This is a genomic window from Bacillota bacterium (assembly GCA_013178305.1).
In the GTDB taxonomy this organism is placed as follows: Bacteria; Bacillota; Sulfobacillia; order JABLXB01; family JABLXB01; genus JABLXB01.
On the sequence record JABLXB010000001.1, the window covers coordinates 393,848 to 413,471 of the forward strand.

18 protein-coding genes are annotated in these 19,624 nt (G+C 62.4%); 5 read left to right on the plus strand and 13 right to left on the minus strand.

The window, feature by feature from the left end; all coding sequences use genetic code 11:
* The first annotated feature begins 47 nt into the window (after window positions 1–47).
* Window positions 48–974 carry a MoxR family ATPase gene (locus HPY55_01900; GenBank protein ID NPV69383.1) on the plus strand — a complete coding sequence of 309 codons (927 nt, stop codon included), beginning with the start codon at window positions 48–50 and terminating at the stop codon, window positions 972–974.
* The gene (locus HPY55_01905; protein ID NPV69384.1) at window positions 971–2,029 is read left to right on the plus strand and encodes a VWA domain-containing protein; all 1,059 of its coding nucleotides are present in this window, start codon (window positions 971–973) and stop codon (window positions 2,027–2,029) included. The genes HPY55_01900 and HPY55_01905 overlap by 4 nt, the downstream gene beginning before the upstream one ends.
* Before the next feature lie 117 nt (window positions 2,030–2,146).
* Here HPY55_01905 and HPY55_01910 read toward each other — a convergent pair whose 3' ends face one another.
* The 5 genes from HPY55_01910 to HPY55_01930 all read right to left on the minus strand — a co-directional run bounded on the left by HPY55_01910 (window position 2,147) and on the right by HPY55_01930 (window position 8,173).
* A complete protein-coding gene (locus tag HPY55_01910; protein NPV69385.1) occupies window positions 2,147–3,517 on the minus strand; it encodes a sodium:solute symporter family protein in 1,371 nt (456 codons plus the stop codon).
* Between the two features lie 164 nt (window positions 3,518–3,681).
* Window positions 3,682–4,671 carry an ornithine carbamoyltransferase gene (locus HPY55_01915; GenBank protein NPV69386.1) on the minus strand — a complete coding sequence of 330 codons (990 nt, stop codon included), beginning with the start codon at window positions 4,669–4,671 and terminating at the stop codon, window positions 3,682–3,684.
* 34 nt (window positions 4,672–4,705) lie between these two features.
* Complete coding sequence (locus tag HPY55_01920) at window positions 4,706–5,905, minus strand: YgeY family selenium metabolism-linked hydrolase (GenBank protein ID NPV69387.1); 1,200 nt, start codon at window positions 5,903–5,905, stop codon at window positions 4,706–4,708.
* Window positions 5,906–5,938: 33 nt separating this feature from the next.
* Window positions 5,939–7,246: a hypothetical protein gene (locus HPY55_01925; GenBank protein NPV69388.1), complete on the minus strand. Its 1,308-nt coding sequence runs from the start codon at window positions 7,244–7,246 to the stop codon at window positions 5,939–5,941.
* Between the two features lie 177 nt (window positions 7,247–7,423).
* Complete coding sequence (locus HPY55_01930) at window positions 7,424–8,173, minus strand: GntR family transcriptional regulator (GenBank protein ID NPV69389.1); 750 nt, start codon at window positions 8,171–8,173, stop codon at window positions 7,424–7,426.
* 141 nt (window positions 8,174–8,314) lie between these two features.
* Between HPY55_01930 and HPY55_01935 the strand changes: the two genes are divergently transcribed.
* Window positions 8,315–9,157 (plus strand): hypothetical protein, encoded by an 843-nt coding sequence (locus HPY55_01935; GenBank protein NPV69390.1) that lies wholly within the window; start codon window positions 8,315–8,317, stop codon window positions 9,155–9,157.
* Between the two features lie 61 nt (window positions 9,158–9,218).
* On the opposite strand, the gene HPY55_01940 is transcribed toward HPY55_01935, so the two are convergent.
* The 3 genes from HPY55_01940 to HPY55_01950 all read right to left on the minus strand — a co-directional run bounded on the left by HPY55_01940 (window position 9,219) and on the right by HPY55_01950 (window position 13,341).
* A complete protein-coding gene (locus tag HPY55_01940) occupies window positions 9,219–10,283 on the minus strand; it encodes a hypothetical protein (protein ID NPV69391.1) in 1,065 nt (354 codons plus the stop codon).
* 391 nt (window positions 10,284–10,674) lie between these two features.
* A complete protein-coding gene (locus tag HPY55_01945) occupies window positions 10,675–12,498 on the minus strand; it encodes a thioredoxin domain-containing protein (GenBank protein NPV69392.1) in 1,824 nt (607 codons plus the stop codon).
* 195 nt (window positions 12,499–12,693) lie between these two features.
* Window positions 12,694–13,341, minus strand: coding sequence for a CBS domain-containing protein (locus tag HPY55_01950; GenBank protein NPV69393.1), 648 nt, complete (start codon window positions 13,339–13,341; stop codon window positions 12,694–12,696).
* Between the two features lie 71 nt (window positions 13,342–13,412).
* On the opposite strand from HPY55_01950, the gene HPY55_01955 reads away from it, so the two are divergent.
* Window positions 13,413–14,642 (plus strand): polyprenyl synthetase family protein, encoded by a 1,230-nt coding sequence (locus HPY55_01955; protein ID NPV69394.1) that lies wholly within the window; start codon window positions 13,413–13,415, stop codon window positions 14,640–14,642.
* On the opposite strand, the gene HPY55_01960 is transcribed toward HPY55_01955, so the two are convergent.
* Complete coding sequence (locus HPY55_01960) at window positions 14,535–15,680, minus strand: DUF2600 family protein (protein NPV69395.1); 1,146 nt, start codon at window positions 15,678–15,680, stop codon at window positions 14,535–14,537. The genes HPY55_01955 and HPY55_01960 overlap by 108 nt on opposite strands.
* Before the next feature lie 138 nt (window positions 15,681–15,818).
* On the opposite strand from HPY55_01960, the gene HPY55_01965 reads away from it, so the two are divergent.
* On the plus strand, window positions 15,819–16,241 hold the full coding sequence (locus tag HPY55_01965; GenBank protein ID NPV69396.1) for an Hsp20/alpha crystallin family protein: 423 nt from the start codon (window positions 15,819–15,821) through the stop codon (window positions 16,239–16,241).
* 83 nt (window positions 16,242–16,324) lie between these two features.
* On the opposite strand, the gene cadA is transcribed toward HPY55_01965, so the two are convergent.
* From cadA to HPY55_01985, 4 genes are all read right to left on the minus strand, one after another.
* Window positions 16,325–18,364, minus strand: coding sequence for a cadmium-translocating P-type ATPase (gene cadA / locus HPY55_01970; GenBank protein ID NPV69397.1), 2,040 nt, complete (start codon window positions 18,362–18,364; stop codon window positions 16,325–16,327).
* Window positions 18,361–18,732, minus strand: a complete 372-nt coding sequence (locus HPY55_01975) for a winged helix-turn-helix transcriptional regulator (protein NPV69398.1) — start codon at window positions 18,730–18,732, stop codon at window positions 18,361–18,363. Before HPY55_01975 ends, cadA begins: the two co-directional genes overlap by 4 nt.
* Before the next feature lie 223 nt (window positions 18,733–18,955).
* Window positions 18,956–19,204: a spore coat protein gene (locus HPY55_01980; protein ID NPV69399.1), complete on the minus strand. Its 249-nt coding sequence runs from the start codon at window positions 19,202–19,204 to the stop codon at window positions 18,956–18,958.
* Between the two features lie 34 nt (window positions 19,205–19,238).
* On the minus strand, window positions 19,239–19,538 hold the full coding sequence (locus HPY55_01985; GenBank protein ID NPV69400.1) for a hypothetical protein: 300 nt from the start codon (window positions 19,536–19,538) through the stop codon (window positions 19,239–19,241).
* Between the last annotated feature and the right edge of the window lie 86 nt (window positions 19,539–19,624).

A 19,624-nucleotide genomic window follows, 5' to 3' on the forward strand; every position in this document is an offset into this window, starting at 1 on the left:
TACACGACAACTGGCAGCCTGTAATGTGGCTGAGCGGAGGGGAGTACATGCGAGAGGCGTCGCGGCCCAAGGAGCCCGGGAAGGTGTGGGCGCAAAACCTGGAATCGCAGCGTGAGCAGGCACGCCGGTGTATCGAAGTCGTCAGGTCCCGCATAGTGGGGCTGGACGACCAGGTAGAGCTCGCGGTGCGGGCGGTGTCATCCGGACTGCCTGTCATGCTGGAAGGCGAATCCGGCACCGGGAAGACGGAACTCGCAAAGGCGATCGCGGCGGGGCTCGGGAAGACGGTTTACCGTGTTGACGGAACCCAGGAGCTCACGGCCACCAAGATCCAGGGCTGGTTCGACCCCCCGCTCGTGATCAAGCAGGGCTACGGCTGTGATTCGTTTATCCCCGGCCCGCTGGCGGCTGCGATGAGGGATGGGGGCCTGTTCTTCTTCAACGAAACGTCGAGAGCGCCCTCCGAAGCGCTCAATGCCGTCCTCTCGGCCCTCGATGAGCGGCTCCTTTACATACCCAGGCTTACCCCCATCGAGGCGTCGCCGGGCTTTTGCGTAGTGTTTACGTTGAACCCTGTCGACAAGGTGGGCACAAACCCGCTGCCCCGCGCTCTCTACGACAGGTGCGTGTGGATTCAGGTGCCGCACCTGGACGTGGAGGAGGCCGCCAGGGTGGTACGCATGCGTACGGCAAATGCGGACGACGACCTCGTGCGCGGGATATGTCGCGTCGTCGAGTTGACGCGCACCCACGATGAGGTGGCGAGCGGCGCCTCCGTCAGATCCGCGATACACATCTCGAGGTTGCTGATGAGTGCGCCCGAAGGCATCGACCCCTGGGACCCCGGGGAAATCTTGCGCTGCGCCCATTCCGCGTTGTCGCGGAACATAAAGATGAAATATGACGCCGTATCCACGGCCGATGACGTAATCCGCCAGGCCGTCGAGGAGGTGTTCGGGCAAAAAAAAGCGTGACGGCCTCCCATCACGAAGGAGGCCGTGACAGCCTGAGCAACGAGACGCCGCCGCCCAGGGCGGGGCAGCCCCCTCAGTCCACGCCGCCCGGCGGCGCGAAGCCGATCCCACAGTACGGGACCACGGCGGCGCGGGACCTGCTATCCGAGGGGAGCAGGGACCTGATTGGGTACGCGCGGGCGGACATCGTCCAGCTCGCCCAGGCGAGGCCCGAAGCCGTAGCCGCCGTCCTGGGTAATGCGCAGGTGGCCGAGGTCTTCGTTGATGCAAGCGAGCCTCAGTCGGTTGTCCAGGTATACAGAAGTATTCGCGACCGCATGGAAATGCACAGGCGCAGGGAGTTGCTCAAGCGCATCGTCGACAGGATATCGAAGGCGGCCGCAACCCTGTCGGAGGCCAGGAAGGTCAGGAAGCCTTCCGAAGTCAGGGCATACAGGCCGGGCGACGCCGACTGGGACCTGGATTACACCCTGGAAAGGCTGAGCGAGAACCCCGGTAAAGCCCTCACCTACGACGACATACGCGCCACCGCGTCGACGCCCCCCGGTCTGGCGGTGTGCCTCATCGCGGACAAGTCTCAGAGCGTCGGGGGCATGCTCCACGATATCGCTGTTGCCTGCGCCGTCGCCTGTTATCGCCTGCGCGACGAATCCCTCTCGGTACTGCTCTTCGATAAGTCAGTCGAGTTCGCCAGACACTTCGAGGAAGAAGGCACGGCCGAACGTGTCATAGAGAGGGTCATCGATATGGACGCCGGCGGAGCGACTGACCTGTTCAAGCCGCTGGTTGCGGCGAAGGGCGAATTCGAGAGTATTCCGGCGTCGCGGTCACGGAAAGCAATCCTGGTCACAGACCTGGTGGCGACCAGAGGTCACGACCCCGTGCCCGTGGCGCGGGACCTGCCTTCGCTCAAGGTGGTCTGCGTGCCCGGTTTCCGTAACGAGCTTCCCGCGCTGTCCTCCGCATTCCGTAATCTCGACAACACCCGGTTCGTCTGGGCGGACTCGTCCGGCTCGGTGACCGAGGCTATGCTCGAGTTAATCGCCTCCGAATAGCCCACGGCGTCGGAACGAGCTGATCCGGGGTCCCGCCGGGAGGGCGCGATCCCCGGATCAGCTCAAACGAGCGTAATTCTGCTGGACGTGGGGGCCACCATGAAACACAGTGTGGGCTTACTGGCTTTCTCTCCCGTATCCATCGAGAGCGGGAGCGATCTCGCCGCCCATGGCCTTTTCGACGAAGCTGGTGATAGCAAACGCGATCACGCTAGCTACCGAACCCGCCACGATCGCGAGGACCCCGTACGGCTGGCCGATGACCTGCCAGTATATCCCGGCAGTGCTCCCTACCAGGATCGAGACCAGCCCGGCGTTCCTGGTTGCGTTCTTCCAGACAAGACCGAGTGCGAAGGCAGCGAATGGTCCCGCCGATCGCAGCATAAAGGCGAATGTGTTAAGCGTTATGATGTTTATCTTGAACAACGCTATCCATATGGCGAGCATCCCGATTACGACGTTCATCGTGCGAGTCAGCAATACCAGGGTCCGGTCAGAAGGCTCGGGATTGATGTATCGCTGGTAGATATCCTTGACTATGATGGTGGAAGCGCACAACATGTCGGAGTCGGCGCTCGACATCGTCGCAGCAATGATCGCCGAGCAAATCAGACCTGCGATCACCCCGGGGGCAAGCCTGAAAGTCGCAACCGCCAGGGCCTGGTTCGGGTTGATGTCGGGGAAGGCGGCGAGGGCCACAAGGCCTATGATTGCTGGTATAAACGCGTAGAGACCCATGGTGAGCGCGGACAGCAAGGTTGCCTGAACGCCCGAGCGCTCATCCTTCGCGGCATAAATGCGGGACACCATCTCCGGCCCCGATATGAATGTTATGAAGTACTGAAACACGAGGCTGATTATGGTCGCCCAGCCGCAGGCCGTGAAGGACATTCTGGCGGGAGACACCTTCGAAACCACAGTTGACCAGCCGCCAGCGCCCTGGATGATGAAAGGTAAGGCTATAAGCAGCCCGAAGAATATGACGACCCATTGAAAAAGATCTGTAAAGGCATCGGCCCAGAGGCCGCCCATCACCGTGTAGACGATACACACCATGCCGGCGATGAGTATGGCGGGGTTGAGTGACATCCCGGTCAGCACAGATATGATGGTACCCGAGGCCAGCATCTGTGAGGCGGTGAGGCAGAAGAGGGCGACAACGTTGACAACGGCCGTTATGAGGTGACTCGGCGCGCCGAACCTTTTCCCTACCACCTCAGGGATGGTATAAGCTAGAGAACGACGCAGGTAGGGAGCAAAAAATGCCACGGGGACTATGCCGATGGCAGCGGCCAGGACGTACCACCCCGCCGATAGACCCCACGGACCGAAGGCTCGACTCGCTACGCCCACCGAGCTTCCACCGCCGACGTTGTTCGCTGACAGGCTGGCCGCCACCAGGATTGCGGGCAGCGCCCGACCGGCAAGTAAGTAATCCGTGCTGTTCTTGATCATACGCTTATTGGTATACCATCCCACAGCAATCATACCCGCCAGATAGAGGACCACTACAGTCAACGCGGTTCCCTGGACCACATTAATCCCTCCTTAGACTAGGAACGAGTGTCAGGACCAACTTGGGAAACCCACGTATCCCCATCACCTTCGTCCTGAGCGTAAACCACCTCCATTTCGGCAGTCGACCACTCGTCTCAAGGGCGCCCCCCCATGGTGAGTGCCATGACCGCCTTCTGGACGTGTAGCCGGTTCTCGGCCTGATCGTAGACGACCGATTGAGGGCCGTCGATGACTTCGTCCGTGACCTCGCGTCCGCGGTCGGCGGGGAGCGGGTGCATGTATATGGCGCCTCTCCTGGCCAGGCCCATCCGCCTGGAGTCACAGCACCATCCCGAGTACCGGTCTATCAAAGATAGCCCCTCTTGACGGTCAGTGGTGTAGACAAGGGGGCCCCAGCTCTTCGGGTACACCACGTCGGCGCCACGCATGGCCTCGTCCATATCTTGGACGATTTCTAACTTGGTTCCCGAGTCCGCCGCGTTTTGCTTTGCTTGCTGGATGATATCGGGCATCAAAGCGAATTCCGGGGGGTGTGCAAGCACCACGTCCATCCCAAGACGCGGCGCCATGAGGACGAGGCTCTGCGGGATCGATATGGGGCGCACGTAATTTGGGGCCGAAGTCCAGGATACGACCAGTTTCAAGCCGCGAAGATTACTGCCGAAGCGCTCCCTGATGGTAAACATATCCGCGAGTATCTGGAAGGGGTGATACATGTCGCATTGCATGTTGAATACCGGCACGCGCGAGTATCGGGCTACTTCGCGAATGTACTTGTTACCCTCCCCGAACACGGTGTGCCGGACGGCAATGGCGTGGCCATATCTGCTAAGTACGGAAGCGGTATCCTTCGCATTTTCCCCGTGGGCGATCTGTAATCTGTCCGGCGTAAGGTCATGAGCATGCCCTCCCAGCTGGGTCATTCCCGCTTCAAAAGAGTTACGGGTTCTGGTCGAGTTGTCGAAGAATATCATGAACAGGGTCTTGTCCTGCAGTAACCGGTGTGGGACACCCACAGCGAACTGGCGTTTCAACTCTTGGGCGAGATCGAAGGTCATCTCGAGCTCTTCATGCGAGAAATCCATGTCCGTCAGGTAGGGATGGCCTCTCAACAGGCTATGCATTAGTATGGCAACCTCCCTCAGACTTTGCCAGGACTCATGCCTCTCCGAGCGATTGACTGATTACCGTAGGAAACAGCGCGTAAAACGCCGCCGCCTTGACCAGGTGTTCTACAGTAACGTACTCGTTCACCGTGTGCGCCAGCGCCTCGTCACCCGGCCCGAACCCGATGGTCGGTATCTTGAGCTGTCCGGCCAGGGTCACGCCGTTGGTGCTGAACACCCACTTGTCCACGGCTGGCTTTTCGCCGAACAGCAGCTCCGCGGTGCGGATCGCCGCCGCCACGGTGGGGTGGTCTTCGGGCGTGATCCATGTGGGGAAGTCCTTCGGCACTCTCTCGACGTATCCAGTGTAACTGGGCTCCTCGTACGTCAAGAGCTCCGCATGTGCGTGCTCGGCCCCGGGAAGGGCTTTTATCTCCGATATCGCGCCGGCACTGTCCTCCCCCCAGGTCAAACGCCGGTCTATGTAGGTAGTACACTCGTCGGGAACCACGTTCAGGGAACCCGATTTACTCTCGATGCGGGTAACCGCGATCGTTCCTTTGCCTAGGAAGGGGTCATCTTTGAGCCTGCTCTGCAGCTCCTCGATGCCCCGGAGCACCCCGGCCATTTTGTATACGGCATTCTCCCCGCGCTCCGGTGCGCTGGCGTGGCAGGCGCGGCCTTTCAGTACCACCTTGATCTCGCAGCGACCACGATGCCCCCTGCATATGCGCAGGTTAGTGGGTTCGCCGAGCACCACAAGGTCGGGCTTCCTCGGTAGATTCTGGACAAATACACGCGATCCGAACCCGTCGCAATCCTCCTCCTGGACAATGCCGGCAACGTAGAGCGTGTACAGCCGGTCCAAGCCCATCTCTTTGATGATACGCCCCCCGTAGGCCATCGAGGCCATGGCCGCCTTCATGTCCACTGTGCCCAGGCCGTACACCCTGCCGTCCTCAAACTTCCCCTCATACGGGTCGTAGTCCCAGGCGGAAGGATCGCCTACACCCACGGTGTCCAGGTGGGCATCGTACATGATCACCAGGGGTCCGGACCCGATGCGCCCGATGGCGTTCCCTATCCTGTCGCTGTACGTTTCATCGAAACCAATCGCCTTCATCTCACTCAATACTCGTTCAACGACCGGCCCCTCGTGACAACTTTGGCTGGGAATGGCGACAATGTCCCTCAAGAATCGGACCATATCCCCCGAATAGTTCCCGGCCGCCCGTAGCACCGCTGGCGTCACCTTCAAAGGCTCAAAACGATGCTGCTCCAACCGCTATCCCCCCCGAGACTGTAACTTGACAGCCACCCGGAACACCCGCTTGGGCCTGCCACGGCTACCGGCATTCTCCTGTCCCGCCTCCACAATGTAACCGGAGGCAAGGAGCTTGCTCAGTACGCGATGCGAGGTCCGAAGCCCCACTCTTAGTCTTGAGGCCAGGTCGTGAGCGGTGAATTCATCCCCCAGCTGGGATAGAGCCGCCGCAACACGATTGAGCGAGACGGCAGCCATGTGCGACTCACGGGCCAACTGCACGAGCGTGGGATCGGTGCTGCGCAGGTCGTACGACATCGGGCAGGATCCGAGAGGTCCGATGAGCCGCTTGTTTTCCAGTATGACATAGCAGCTGCTGCCTCGCTGGCGTACCGCCTCCTCAAGGGCCGCACGCGCGTTGATCCCTGCCTCGTTCGCCGTAATGCCAAACCCGACTCCAGCGCCCATATCGAGACCCGCTCCCGCCATCTTTTCCAGGACCGGCCAGCAGGTATAGTAAGACGTGGTTTTCTCGAACTCCGCCCGGGTCGTGAAGAACTGGTACTCGCCGCCACCGCAGTCCACGACATGTCCGTCGACCTCCTCGGCGTGGGAAAGCAATATCTCGTACGCCCGCAACCGCAACCGTTGCTGCTCGAACTGCGTCATACCCTTCCAGTCAGATCTAGCCCTGACCAGCCCCACTACGATCTGCGCGCCCCTCGCGCGGGCCCCCTCCGCGAGGTACATCGCTTTCTCCAGGGCCTGCTCCATGGCAGCACGGGACGGTACCAACCAGGAACAGGAAACTCCGGCACCCTGTAATCGCCCGTATACCGCGAGTAAACAGGTGAGCGCGTGCGTCGTCACGCCTTCGCGAAACAGTTTAAGGTGGAATTCGGTGACCTGCTCCGGGTCGGCCAGTCCTTCATACTGCAGCACCTTGATGGTTTCAAGGTCAAGCCCCAACTCCTGATACGTTGCCTCAACAACGTCCCTGTTGATTGTGTCAACGCTCACCCTGTGTAAAGCACCGCGATCTCGAACTTTAAACAGGGATGAATAAAGCCACATGGGAGAATAGGGGATGAACGTGGTAGGGACTCCAGGGCGATGCTCGCGCATGGCCTGGCGGTAGCCCACGGGGCCTGTGAACAGGATCACTTCTGCCTGTTTACTGGCCGCTGCACACAACCGTGGCGCCTCGCTCGCTGTCTGGTACGCGAAGGGCAAAACCTGTAACCCCCGGAGGCACCGCGCGACAGCCAGCATTTCGTCGACCAGGGCGGAGGGGCCAATCGCAGCGACCTTGATGGACTGAGCCTTCATTTCAATGCTCCCCGTATTTATGGACGTGTCGATATATGGACTATAATTAAGTACTTCTGCGCCCGAGCGCCAAATCCTTCGTCGCGTAAACGTGGCTAACGAGACGCTGGAACGGTCAGTTCCGGACGAGCCTGCATATGGAGGAGGGTCGTATTAGTAATTCTCAAACGCGGGCGTTCAGTCGGTGACCTCGCGCGTCACCGAGAACTTGTACCTGTCGGAGCGGTAGTGGACTACGCGGTACTCCACCGGTGTCCCGTCGGACGCCTCGACCGTGGACGTGACGACGAAAACGGCTGCGGGGCCCCGCAACTTGAGCAGTCGTGCAACAGCCCCCGTGGCCAGCGCCGCCTCGAACGCCTGCTTCGCCCGCACTGGTCTCACGACTCCGGCGAGTTTATACAGGTCGAACGACGTGAAGGGCTTGCGCTCGCGACTCAGCTCGACGGCCTTCTCGGCGACGGCCATTCCGACCTCGGGGGTGAAATACGATGTATACAGGGCCATTGGCTCGGAGTCCGCCATGCCCAGGAGCACCATTTTGACTACAGGCGCACCGCGGTCAAGCCCCAGGCCCGAGGCGGCCTCGTCGTTGGCCGTCGCGCGCCGTACCTCGACGAGTGACGTGACGGGCAGCAGGCCGTGCCCTGCTATCGTCCTGTCGAACCCCGTGATGCGCTCCAGCGACTGGTCTATCTTCCTCTTGGTGACGTAAGTGCCCTTACCCTGGCGAGTGAAGAGTATGCCTTCGGCGACCGCCTGGGCGATCGCCTGGCGAACGGTAATCCTGCTCACACCGTAGGACTGGCAGAGCTCCCTCTCGGAGGGTATCGCGGTCCCCTCGGGGTAAACCCCCTCCTCGATGTGTCTTTGAATCTCTTCCTTGAGTTGCAGGTAAAGTGGGGTTGCTCCGTCCTTTTGCAGCAATCACGGCACCTCCGCGCACTCGAAGACTCCTCATATATTTTCACACTTATCCCACGCGACCGCAACGGGGGATAATAACGCCGCGGGCCGGGACAGAGAGAGCCATGCAATCCCCCCGCGGGAGGCGTGCGATTGGCAAACCTGGGGAGCTACTTCTTCAACCTCCTGTGGTTCGTCTTCATAGCCTCCAGCTTCCTCCTGCCGCTCATGAGACAACACCGCATTGAGCGGCTGCGTCACGCGGTGATACGGAGGCTGGAACGGTCGAGGGATTCACGGGTCATCACGATGATACACCGCCAGGAGGCGGTGAGCTTCCTCGGGATCCCGATCGCCCGCTACATAAATATCGAGGATTCGGAGCAGGTGCTGAGGGCAATCAGGCTCACGCCCGATGACCTTCCGATAGACCTGATACTCCACACTCCAGGCGGGCTCGTGCTCGCGGCGGAACAGATCGCCCTCGCCATAAAGCGCCACAAGGGCAAGGTGACCGTCTTCGTCCCCCACTACGCGATGTCGGGTGGAACGATGCTCGCCCTGGCGGCGGATGAAATCGTGATGGACGAGAACGCAGTGCTGGGGCCGGTGGACCCGCAGGTCGGCTCGTACCCTGCGGCCTCCATCGTAAGGGTGCTGCGCGACAAGAAGCCGGAAGACATCGACGACACGACGATGATACTTGCCGACGTCGCCGAGAAGGCGCTTGCGCAAGTCCGCGACACGGTGTCCAGCATACTGAAGGACAGGCTCGACGAGGACAAGGCGCGCGAGGTCTCGAAGACTCTCACCGAAGGCCGCTGGACGCACGACTACCCGCTCACCCCCCAGCAGCTCGAGTATCTGGGCCTTCCGGTGAGCGTCGGTCTGCCAACCGAGGTGTACGCACTGATGGAGCTGTACCCTCAACCTGCGCAGCGCAGGCCGTCGGTCCAGTACATACCGGTCCCCTACCGTGATGAAGAAAAACGGGCGAAGCGGTAGCAGGCCGCGTCTCCAAAGCAATCACCACCGCCACGACCACGAGGGCCGTGATCCCGGCGGGTCATCCCACGGGGGTGATTATCAGCTCCTCACTGGGCGCCTTGCCCTGGTCCTGCCAGGACCTGACGGTGACCTTGAACTTGCTGCTGGACCCTCTTTTGGGCATCGGATAGGTATCGGGTCGATCCTTCAGGATAGCTGCTTGAGCAGGCGCGGCGGGTTTCAGGCCGTCGCCGGTCGACTGGAGGCCAGCGACCCACGCCGGTCCATCCTCCTGGGCGCTCTTCCTTTCGCCGAGGACGAGGGTGTTCTCGTCAAGCCATTCGATGTCGCCGATGAAATGCCCCTTCGCCATGTCGAACTCCCTTACCACCTTACCGGTCTCATCCAGGACTCTGACCTTCGGGCTCAGGACAGACGAGAAATCTGCCACATCGATAAGCTTGTGACTTCCATCGGCGACCTTGAATGCCAGGTGCCGTCCGTCGGGACTCCACCGGACGAAGTCGATGAGGTCCAGATACGGGTCCACGTGCTTCAATTCGCCTGTGACGATGCTCAACAGCCTGAGTCTCCACGGCCTCCCGCCGTTCCTGGGGTCGGGCATCGCGGCGGACCGCCCGTCTGGCGAGAACCACACCGGATACAGGCCGTCCCACACCGGCAGACCGGTAATGAGGTCTTTCGTCGAGCCGTCAGCCGTGTTGATGCGCCGGATCTCGCCACCATCGCGCGTCCCCAGGTGAATGCTTATCAGGCGGCCGTCGGGGGTAGCCGCATGACTCCTGAGCGTCCCCTGGAGATCGGCTACCGATCGCGATGAAGCCTTGCCGCCGGAGAAGTCGGTCACCGTCAGCTTCGTTGGCTGCCCCTGCGCTGCGGGCAGGTCCAGGCAGACAACGGATTCGGCCCCATTCCAGGCGACAGGGAACATCGCGTCCAGTCCCTTGACTTCGCGGAGGAGCCTCGACTCGCCCGTGGCAGCGCCGACCAGCCAGAGCTGTATTACGGGTTCCGGTTCCGGACCCGCTCCGGGACCGCCGGGCGCGGGGCCCTGTTGCGTTGCACTCGCGGTTTCCATGGTCACGATGAGCCTCTGCCCGTCCTTCAACCAGAACCAGTCCACGCCCCGCCTCCAGCTGGAGAAGGGTCCGAAGATGGTCTTCCCGCCGTCCTTCCTCACGCGGAGGGCGGGCCCTGTCTGCGGCGGGGGTTCGGGTTTCTGCGGCGGCTGCGCCGCAGGGGGCTGTGTGGCAGGCGGACGCTGCTCACCGCTTTGGGCGGGCGGCTGAACAGGCGCACCCTGTCTGGCACCGCAGCCCGTCACCAGGCTTGCAGCCATCGCCATGAGTGCCAGAAAGACCACCATCTTCTGAATACGCCGGTGCGCTGGTAACAACGTACATCACCCCAGTCCAGTCTATCATGAACTCATCTACCATGAGTTCAGACGAAGGCTGTACCGGAGGGGTTGCGGCGGTGGTGTGGCTGTTGACACAATTATGGCCTCAGGCCCCTCAAGGTAGCCGGCTAGCGGCCTGGATCGTCTCCACGGCTTCTCCGATGGAGGTCGAAGGGGCAAAGCACCTGTCACCCGCGCACACCATCACGGCCGGCCCGTCGACCGGCCCTCCGGGGGCTGGCCGCGAATCGCGGGGCGTAGCGCTGCCATCGTGGGCCGTGCCGCCATCGCGGGCTCCGTGCATCACGTCGACTCCCGGGATGAAATACCCGCTCAGCCGGCCGGCGAACTCCGCGGCAGCGTGTGTGTCGCTGCCGCCAACGACTTCGGCGGTTACCGGGTACAGGTAGTGGAGGACAGCCGCTGCATACGGAGCCGCGATGAGGCCGTACTCCCGCCACGAACCGGCGAACGCTTTCAAGCAGGCCTCCGCCTTGGCGAGGTAATAGGCGGGCTCGCGCCAGGACTCGTACTCAGGTCCAGTGCGCAGCCCCGCGACAAACGCGGCACGGCGCAACACTTCGGCTGCACGGGCGTTGTCCTGCAACGACTTCACGCGTGTCTTCAGGGCTCCGGCCGCTCCATCACCGGATGTCAGACCAGCCGCGATGTCGTGGAATCCACCGTGTTCCTCGTCCCAGTATTGGTCCAGGCAGGCCTCGAGCAGGTCACGCGCCACACGCAGGTATTCGCCGGTCTTGGCCGCAAACGCACCCGAGGCATGCGCGTCCAGCAACGCGGAACACATCCATATCTGGTCCTCGAAGAGCCCATCCCCCTTCGCTCCGCCCTCGTCTGAGTAGTGGCGCATGCCCTTCCCCTCCGCGTAACACTCCTCAAGCAGCGTGTCGAGAACGATCCCCGCCCTCTCGGCCAGGGCCGGTTCGTCAAGGTGGCGTGACGCCGCGATGAGGAACGACGCCGCCATAGCGTTCCAGTTCGCGTAAACCGCGGGGTCCACGCGTGGGGCGACGCGCGCCCGCCTGTCTTCGAGCGGCAGAGCGTAATATCCCTCGTCCGCATCCTGGCTGCCGTAGTACCCGCCCGATTCGCGCCACAGCGTGTTGTCGAGATACTCGAGGATGCCCATGGCGGTCGTCCGGTACTCCTGCCTTCCGGTCAACTTGTAGGCAGCCGCATACGTCCTCAGTAGGTGGGCGTTATCCTCGAGCATCTTCTCAAAGTGTGGAACGGACCAGTCCCTCGTCGTGGAATACCTGAAGAACCCTCCCATCACGCGGTCGTACATGCCGCCCGACGCCATGTTGTCCAGCGTCGAAGTGACAACCTCCAACAGGCGCTCGTTTCCGGTCCTTGCGTGCACCTCGAGCGCGAGGTCCAGGGCGTGGGCGTGAGGGAACTTGGGCTGAAGACCGAATCCCCCGTGTTCGCGATCAAACGATCCCTCGATTGCGGCCACCGTTTCCTTGACTATCTCGTAGGACACGCCGCCAGCGGCGGGGGCAGGCTCGCCGTAGTCGTGCCGGGGCCCTGCTTCATACGGCCGGTGGTGATACTCCGGCGACCGCGCATAGGCATCCGACAGTTCGCGCAGTACGCGTTTGAACTGCTCGGGGGGCACGTAGGTGAAACCGGTGAGCACGGCTCCCTCCGCGTTCAGGAAGGCTGTAGTGGGCCAGCCACCCATGTTGTACCGGCGGTTTACTTCCGGCCGCCTGTCGTTGTCCACGCGTACCGGGATGAAACCCTCTTCCACCAGCCTCGCCACTTCGGGGTCGGAATACGTCGTCCGGTCCATCACGTGGCACCAGTGGCACCATGTCGCCCCGATGGCCAGCAGCACCGGCTTCGATTTCCGCGCGGCCTCCTCGAAAACCTCCGGCCCCCACGTTCTCCACTGGATCCCCGTGCCCTTCACTTATCGCAGCAACCCCTTCCTGCCGGTGATGATATCCCAACACAGGTATTGTTCCCCGAAACGCGGGCCGCAGCGAACAGGAAGCCTCCGGTTGCCGCGGGGTACCCGCTCGGAAGACAGCGGTGGGGAGCATCCGCGCTCCCCACCATCGTACGTCTGTGTGTCGCCTTGACTTCCCGGTGGTCCCGACCCCGCTCAGCCCGCCTCGCCCGGGAACACGTGCGTTACCTTGTGCCCGGTAGAATTGAGCATCTTGACGAGCTCGTCGATGCGTTCGCCCATTACTCTGAACGTGGCCTCGGCCGTTCCTCCCGAACCCGGAAGGCTGACCATGCTCACGATGTATATTCCCAAGTCGCGGGTAAGGCTTGTGACCTCGGCGAGAGTGCCGATCCGGTCTTCGATCTCGACCGTCAGCCTGACCCCGCCACGCCTCACCCCGAGGAGGTCGATGAAGGCGTCGAACACGTCGGTCTCCGTTAGTATGCCCACAACTTTGCCTTTCGAGAGGACCGGCAGGCCGCCCACCTTCTTGTCCCTCATCAGTCGCGCAGCATCTTCAAGCGGGACATCGGGGGAGATGCTGATGACGGGGGACGTCATGGCCTCCTTGACCTTCATCTTGGCGAGGAGAGCGGGGATCTCCCACACCGCCAGCGTACTGGCAGGCGAGGGCGAAACCCGGAGGAGGTCTGTCTGGGTGACTATGCCCACGAGAGCGCCTCTCTCGACAACGGGCAACCGCCTGACGCCGTTCTTCTTCATGACATCGAGGGCATCTGATACACTCGTGGACGGCGTAACGCACACAGGGTTCCTGATCATCCTATCACTTACCAGCACAGCGTTCCCTCCCCTTGTTACTCCGTACGTCATGCGCCCGAAGCCGCGCGTTTTGGGAGGAGGTATTCGAGATGCCGATCGCGCGATCCTGCATCGGCAGCATCGTTGCGCCCCTGACCCGTGCCGGCGGTGTTCTGGACGCGACGTATGAACTCGGCGGGCGTGAACAGACTACGGATCGTCTGATCAAAAAGGAGACGTGCTATTTGCGCCCATCAGGGTCCTTCTTCCCGGCGGCGACCATCGCCCCCGGCCTGGATCAGGTCAAAGACAGGCTATCGGCGCTCCTCGACGTGGACGGGGCGATGGCGGGACCGGCGGCGTACCTCAAACAGACGACGGGAAAACTGCTTAGACCGGCGCTCACGCTGGCCTGCGCAGCCCTCGCCGGGGGGGTCTCCGAGGAAGCGATCAACACGGCCGTCGCCGTAGAACTGATACACACCGCCTCGCTCGTGCATGACGATGTTGTCGACCAGGCCGACTTGCGCCGGGGGTTGCCGTCCGTCCGCTTCGTGTTCGGGAATCGCGCCGCAGTCCTGCTCGGCGACTACCTGTTCACGACGGCCTTCGAGATGCTCAACAGGTCACTCAAGCGCTCGATTGTCAGGCTTCTCTCCCGGACGATCAGGACGATGAGCTCCAGTGAGCTCATGCAGCTCGGGCGGCTTTACGCCCTACACGCCAGTGAGGACGAGTACATGCGGTACATCGACTGTAAGACAGCCAGCCTGATGTCCGCATGTTGTGAAGCCGGCTCGATCGCGGGCGGGGCTGGCCACCGGAAGATAAAGCTGCTCGCGTCCTTCGGCTGGAACCTTGGGATGGCGTACCAGGTAGCCGACGACATAACCGACATCGCGGGGGCGGCCGAGGAGAACGGAAAGCCATCCGGCGTAGACCTCCGCGCGGGCGTCGTGACAATTCCGCTAATCAGGCTGCTGACCGACGCCGGCTGGGCGGAACGCGTAAACCGGTTGTGGAACGGCGAGGGTTCGACTGACCGCGACGCCGCGGAGATCCTGGAGGGCATGCGTACAACGGGGTGCCTTGCGTACGCGGCGAAAGTCGCGCGCCGGCACTGCCGCGCCGCGCTCGAATGCCTCCAGGACCTCGACCCCGCGCCCGAGGCAGACATGCTCCGGAGCATCGTCACCCTCATCGATGGGCGCTGTGGGCCCTGCCCGGCGCAGCTACAGCGCCCCGAGCCGGCGCAAGACCCTGCACAGGGAGAAGAACCTTGCCCCGTCGACACCCGTCTGGCCCAGCAGCCTGACGGTGACTCCGTCCAGACCGCTTGACCTGACCTTGGGGTCTGAGAAGTACAATGCGGGAAGTCCCCTGAGGACCGTCAGGTGAAAAGCCCCACCGTCGAGGGCGCCAAGCCGCGCTTCCGCCTCGGTAAAGAACCTGCTCAGAGTCAGGGTGACCGCGTCGAGGGAGTCGTAGTACACAGTGAAGTTCAGGTCCCCGTGAAGGTGGTCTTCCTCCCTGTCGACCAGGTAGTCCAGCATTATGTGAAGGGCGCACACGTACGGGAAATACGCGCCGGCTACCCGCACAGCTTCGGGAGCGCCAGCGCCAGGACCGGCAGCCAGGGCGAGAAGGGCGAAAACGCCCAGCGTAGATCCTGCTGCGGCCCCGAACTCCCACCATGTCATGTTGTGCCGGCACCTCTCGCGGTACCACAGGTCCATGGACCGTTCCCTCGTCTCGTGCGCCGTGTGCTTACGGCTCTGCATCTCGCCGTACAGGGTGGCAAGTGACATCACGGGATCCGCTACGACGCGATACGCGGGAAGCCTCGCGGTCCCGCCCCGTACACGCCTCACCAGCAGTTCGAGGTACCCTCCGTCGTAGCCCAGGGGGAATCCGTCGAAGTAGGAGGCCGGCGCAATGCGCGGCTCCACGCGCGGCCCCACGCGCGGCCCTGTGCTAGCCGCACCGCAGCCTCGTGACTGGCCGCCTCCCCCAGCGCCGACGGCGTCGGTGAACGCCCTGTGCAATCTCTCGTGTACGCACTGATCCGTGCAACTCGAGCGGTCCACCAGCGTGTCGAGGTAATCACTGAGCGTCTGGAGCGCCACGATTGTGGCTGTCAGGTCGCGCCTCGCCGCAGCTGGTACACCGGGCGCGCACGCGTAAACAGAGCCACCGATCGAGTGAAACGCCTTGTTGTGCAGGGAATCCAGCGCCAGCGGCAGGATCCCTGGCGGGCACAGACGCCTGGCCTGGCCCTCGAGATACCGTAGCTCCGCGCGCGCCAGGCTGAGTTGGCTGAGGCACACGCCCAGGATGGCCGGGAACGCCGGCCTTCCTTCCGTCCAAGTAATCACCATCAGGCTTATTATGGAGCCGGGCCTCCATGAAAATCCGCATCCGCCGTAAACCCAGAGTGATAGACCTTGACTAACTTTGACTTTAATGGTAAGTTGGTGGTAGGCTAAATGTAGCAGCCGAACCAGGAGGTGACAGAGGTGTTTGGCATAACGCCCTGGAGGTGCAGGAGCAGGGTATTCACGGACGTGGACGACCTGTTCAACGGCTTCTGGCCGGTGACCGCGGTCAGCCACTTCGGCCGCGCGGACATCGTTGAGAACGAGAAGGAGTACCTCGTCGAGATCGACCTCCCCGGTCTGGACAAGAACGACATCGTCGTCGAGGTTACGGACGGGGGCTCGCTGGTCGTGAAGGCGGACCAGAAGGCTGAACAGGAAGAGAAAAAGGGATACTACATTTGCAAGGAGCGAAGGATGAGCCAGTTCTACCGCACGTTCGAATTTGACAGCGACGCCGACCTCGGCTCCGTCGAGGCGACGTACCGCGACGGGGTGCTGCGGTTGAGCGTTCCGAAGCGCCAGCCGCCGGAGGATAAGAGCCGCAGGGTCGAGATCATCTAAAACCCGGTCGAAGGATTTTGTCCGACTCCCCTGAAGACAGCCCGGCGATGAGCCGGGCTCTCACCTTGTGGGGCCGGGTCCGTTCAGACGTCCTGACGGAGCGGCCTTATCAGCCGCATGGCGTTTGCGGTGACGAGTAGTGACGACCCCATGTCGGCCACCACGGCCACCCACAGGCCCGCCATGCCGAGGAAGACCAGTATTACGGCGACGGATTTGATCCCCAGCGCTATGGCAATATTCTGCCGTATGACGTCGAGCGTATTCCGGCCTAGCCTGACTACGTACGGGATCTTGGATAGATCGCCGGACATGAGCGCCACATCCGCCGTCTCCAGCGCGACGTCTGACCCGGCGGCGCTCATCGCCACCCCGACAGTCGCGGTGGCGAGCGCAGGCGCGTCATTTACGCCATCCCCCACCATGGCGACGGATTGGTGGCGCATCATCAGGTCCTCGATCAATGAGACCTTGTCTCCGGGAAGGAGTTCCCACACTATCTCGTCCACGCCCGCGGCTTCCCCAAGGGCACTGGCCGTTCCGCGGTTGTCTCCCGTCAGCATGGCGATATGCCGGACGCCCAGGTCGCGAAGCCGCCTAACGGTGGATGCAGCAGCGGGCCGGAGCGCGTCCCCCAGAGAGACGGCGCCCACGAGCGCGCCGGGTTGGCCGTCGTGCGGAGCCGCTCCGAGTAACGACACGGTCTGCCCCTTTTTCTGAGCGCGTTCAACAATCGCCCCCGCGTGGCCGGAGTCTATGCCGTTCGCCTCGAGCCACCGCGGGTTTCCCAGCACGTACGTGCGGCCCTCCACACCGGCCGCCACGCCCATCCCCGCGGCTGACCGGAAATCCTCCACCTCCCGCGGGGCTATCCCCCGCCGCCTGGCCTCCGCGACGATCGCCCCGGCAATCGGGTGCAGCGACCTGTTTTCCAGCCCCGCGGCGTATGCGAGCGCCTCGTCCGCGGAGAACCCGTTGAACGACTCGACTCCGGTGACCCTCAGTCGACCGGCCGTAAGCGTGCCGGTCTTGTCAAACGCGAAGGCATTCACGCGCCCCAATGCCTCCAGGAATGCGCCGCCCTTAACCAGCACCCCCTGGCGGGCTGCGTTGCTGACAGCCGAGAGTATGGAGACGGGGGTCGATATCACCATGGCACAGGGGCAAGAAACGGCCAGCAGCGCAAGCCCCCTGTAAATCGAGGGCCGGAGCGGTTGTCCCCAGGCCAGCGGTGGGACCGCAACGACAAGCGCTGCGATCATGGTGACGGCCGGGGTGTACCAGGAAGCGAACCGGTCCACGTACTGCTGGACGGGGGCCTTCTGAGATTCGGCCTGCTTCACCATGTAAATGATCCTCGCGAGCGTGGTATCACCTGGAAGCTTCGTGACCGTAATCTCGAGGGCACCCTCGCCATTAATCGTCCCCGCGAACACCTCGTCATCCGGTGCCTTGTCCGCCGGCATCGACTCGCCGGTAATCGGCGATTGGTCTACCGACGAGCGCCCGCGGAGTACCTTGCCGTCGGCGGCGATTCTCTCCCCCGGATGAACCAGGATCAGGTCACCCGGTTTCAACGCGCCTACCGGGACCCTGACCTGCGCGCCGTCCCGGAGTACTGTCGCCTCCTTGGGCGCTATGTCCAGCAGTGAGCCTATAGAGCGGTAGGCGCGTTCCATCGTGCGCGATTCGAGGTAATCGGAAACGGAGAATAGAAACGCGATCGTGGCCGCTTCGACCCATTCGGAAATCGCAACCGCTCCGACGACAGTGACGATCATGAGCACATTCATGTCTATGGCGCGCCGGCGGAGGGCTTGAACGGCGCGGCGCGCGGGACCGGACCCGCCCATCACCAGCGCCAGAAGGCGCGCGCTCAGAATCGCCCAGCCGGGGCCATCGAGTAGGCTCAGTATCAGCGATACTCCGAGTGCCACTCCCGAGACGATCATGAGGATGAACTGGGAGCGCGAGCCCTCCTCAACCCCACACGCGCCGCAGCCTTCCCCAGCCTCGCCTGTCGCCTTGTCTCCTGAGGCGCTCTGGGCGTACGACATCGCGCACGCCGACCCTCCGCAACAGCCACAATCCCTCGTTCTCTCGGACCCTTCGCCCACGGTCAATCCCCTTCTCCCAGGTGTGACACCGCCTCGTTAATTACGTTGATCACGTGCGAATCGTCGAGCGAGTAATATACCTGCTTCCCCTCACGCCGGTACCTGACCACACGAGCCGCCCGGAGCAGCCGCAGGTGGTACGAGACGGCGGGTACGGACATGCCGAGCAGCGTGGCGATGTCGCAGACGCACAGTTCCTCACGTGACAGCGCAAACGCGATCCTCGCCCTGGTCTCGTCCGCCAGCGACTTGAACAGATCACCAAGCCCCCGCACCCCTTCGACCTGGGGCCTGAGCCTGTTTACCCTCTCCGGGTCAAAACAGAAAACATCGCAGGTATCGGCTACCGTGGCGGCACCGCGGTTCTCGGCCACGCTCGATCCCCCCTAAGCAGCTTATTCTAACATTTCAACAACTGTTTAATTGAATACCCGCTGTCTACTTTACTCCACCTGGATGGTTCCAGTCAACTTTGCAGTGAGGCGAGCGCCCTGGCGCCGCCGGGATTCGTGGGGAAAACCGGGGATTATGCGTCCGAATCGCGAGCTATTGAGCGAGGAGAGCGGCAGGGGCGGCATCTGCCGCCCCTTGCCTTCACTATGATCGTCCTGCCTGCTCACCGCCAACGGAGCCCATCGCAGGAGTCAACCTGTACCAGCCCTTACTGTTCATGTAGTCGAACAGTTCCTTCGCACTGTCGACATACTCGTCATGGCACTTCTGGAACGTCTCACGCAGGTCGCGGTTGGCCGATTCCATGGTCGCGTTGTGGTACATCGACGACAGCTGCTTGACACCGGTGAGCATGTCGACGGCGATATCCCTGTCGCTGAGTTTGTCGGTCACAGTCCCACCCTCCTGTCTCGTACCGCGTCACTCGCTATAAGCGCCGGGTTCCGGCGCCTTCGACCCCGCCGCCACCGAACGCGGCGGGACCTCCGAATTCGGCGCGCCCGCCGGTCATGCCGGCGCCGGCACCCGCGTTCCCCTCACCCGCAAGGCTCGAGAGAATCCTCACATTCTTCTCGTGAAGATCGCGGAACCGCTCGCACATGGTCCTGAGCTTGGGGTCGTCGGTCTGCTTTGCGTAAATGGAGGCCTTCTTTAGAGAGAGCTCTTCACTACGCAGTTGCTCGGAGAGAAACCACTGCTCCGTCTGGGTCCTGCCGGTTTGAGGCATCCGACCATCTCCTTTCCTCATACGATTTTCATGGATAGTGTTGACGTGTCCGGAACCCCTGATTCGGCAGGAGACTACCAGTTTAT

Coding starts and splice junctions, on each gene's coding strand:
- HPY55_01900 (NPV69383.1), top strand. CDS start 48: ATGCGAGAGGCGTCGCGGCCCAAGGAGCCCGGGAAGGTGTGGGCGCAA.
- HPY55_01910 (NPV69385.1), bottom strand. CDS start 3,517: ATGATTGCTGTGGGATGGTATACCAATAAGCGTATGATCAAGAACAGC.
- HPY55_01915 (NPV69386.1), bottom strand. CDS start 4,671: ATGCATAGCCTGTTGAGAGGCCATCCCTACCTGACGGACATGGATTTC.
- HPY55_01925 (NPV69388.1), bottom strand. CDS start 7,246: ATGAAGGCTCAGTCCATCAAGGTCGCTGCGATTGGCCCCTCCGCCCTG.
- HPY55_01955 (NPV69394.1), top strand. CDS start 13,413: ATGCCGATCGCGCGATCCTGCATCGGCAGCATCGTTGCGCCCCTGACC.
- HPY55_01960 (NPV69395.1), bottom strand. CDS start 15,680: ATGGTGATTACTTGGACGGAAGGAAGGCCGGCGTTCCCGGCCATCCTG.
- HPY55_01985 (NPV69400.1), bottom strand. CDS start 19,538: ATGCCTCAAACCGGCAGGACCCAGACGGAGCAGTGGTTTCTCTCCGAG.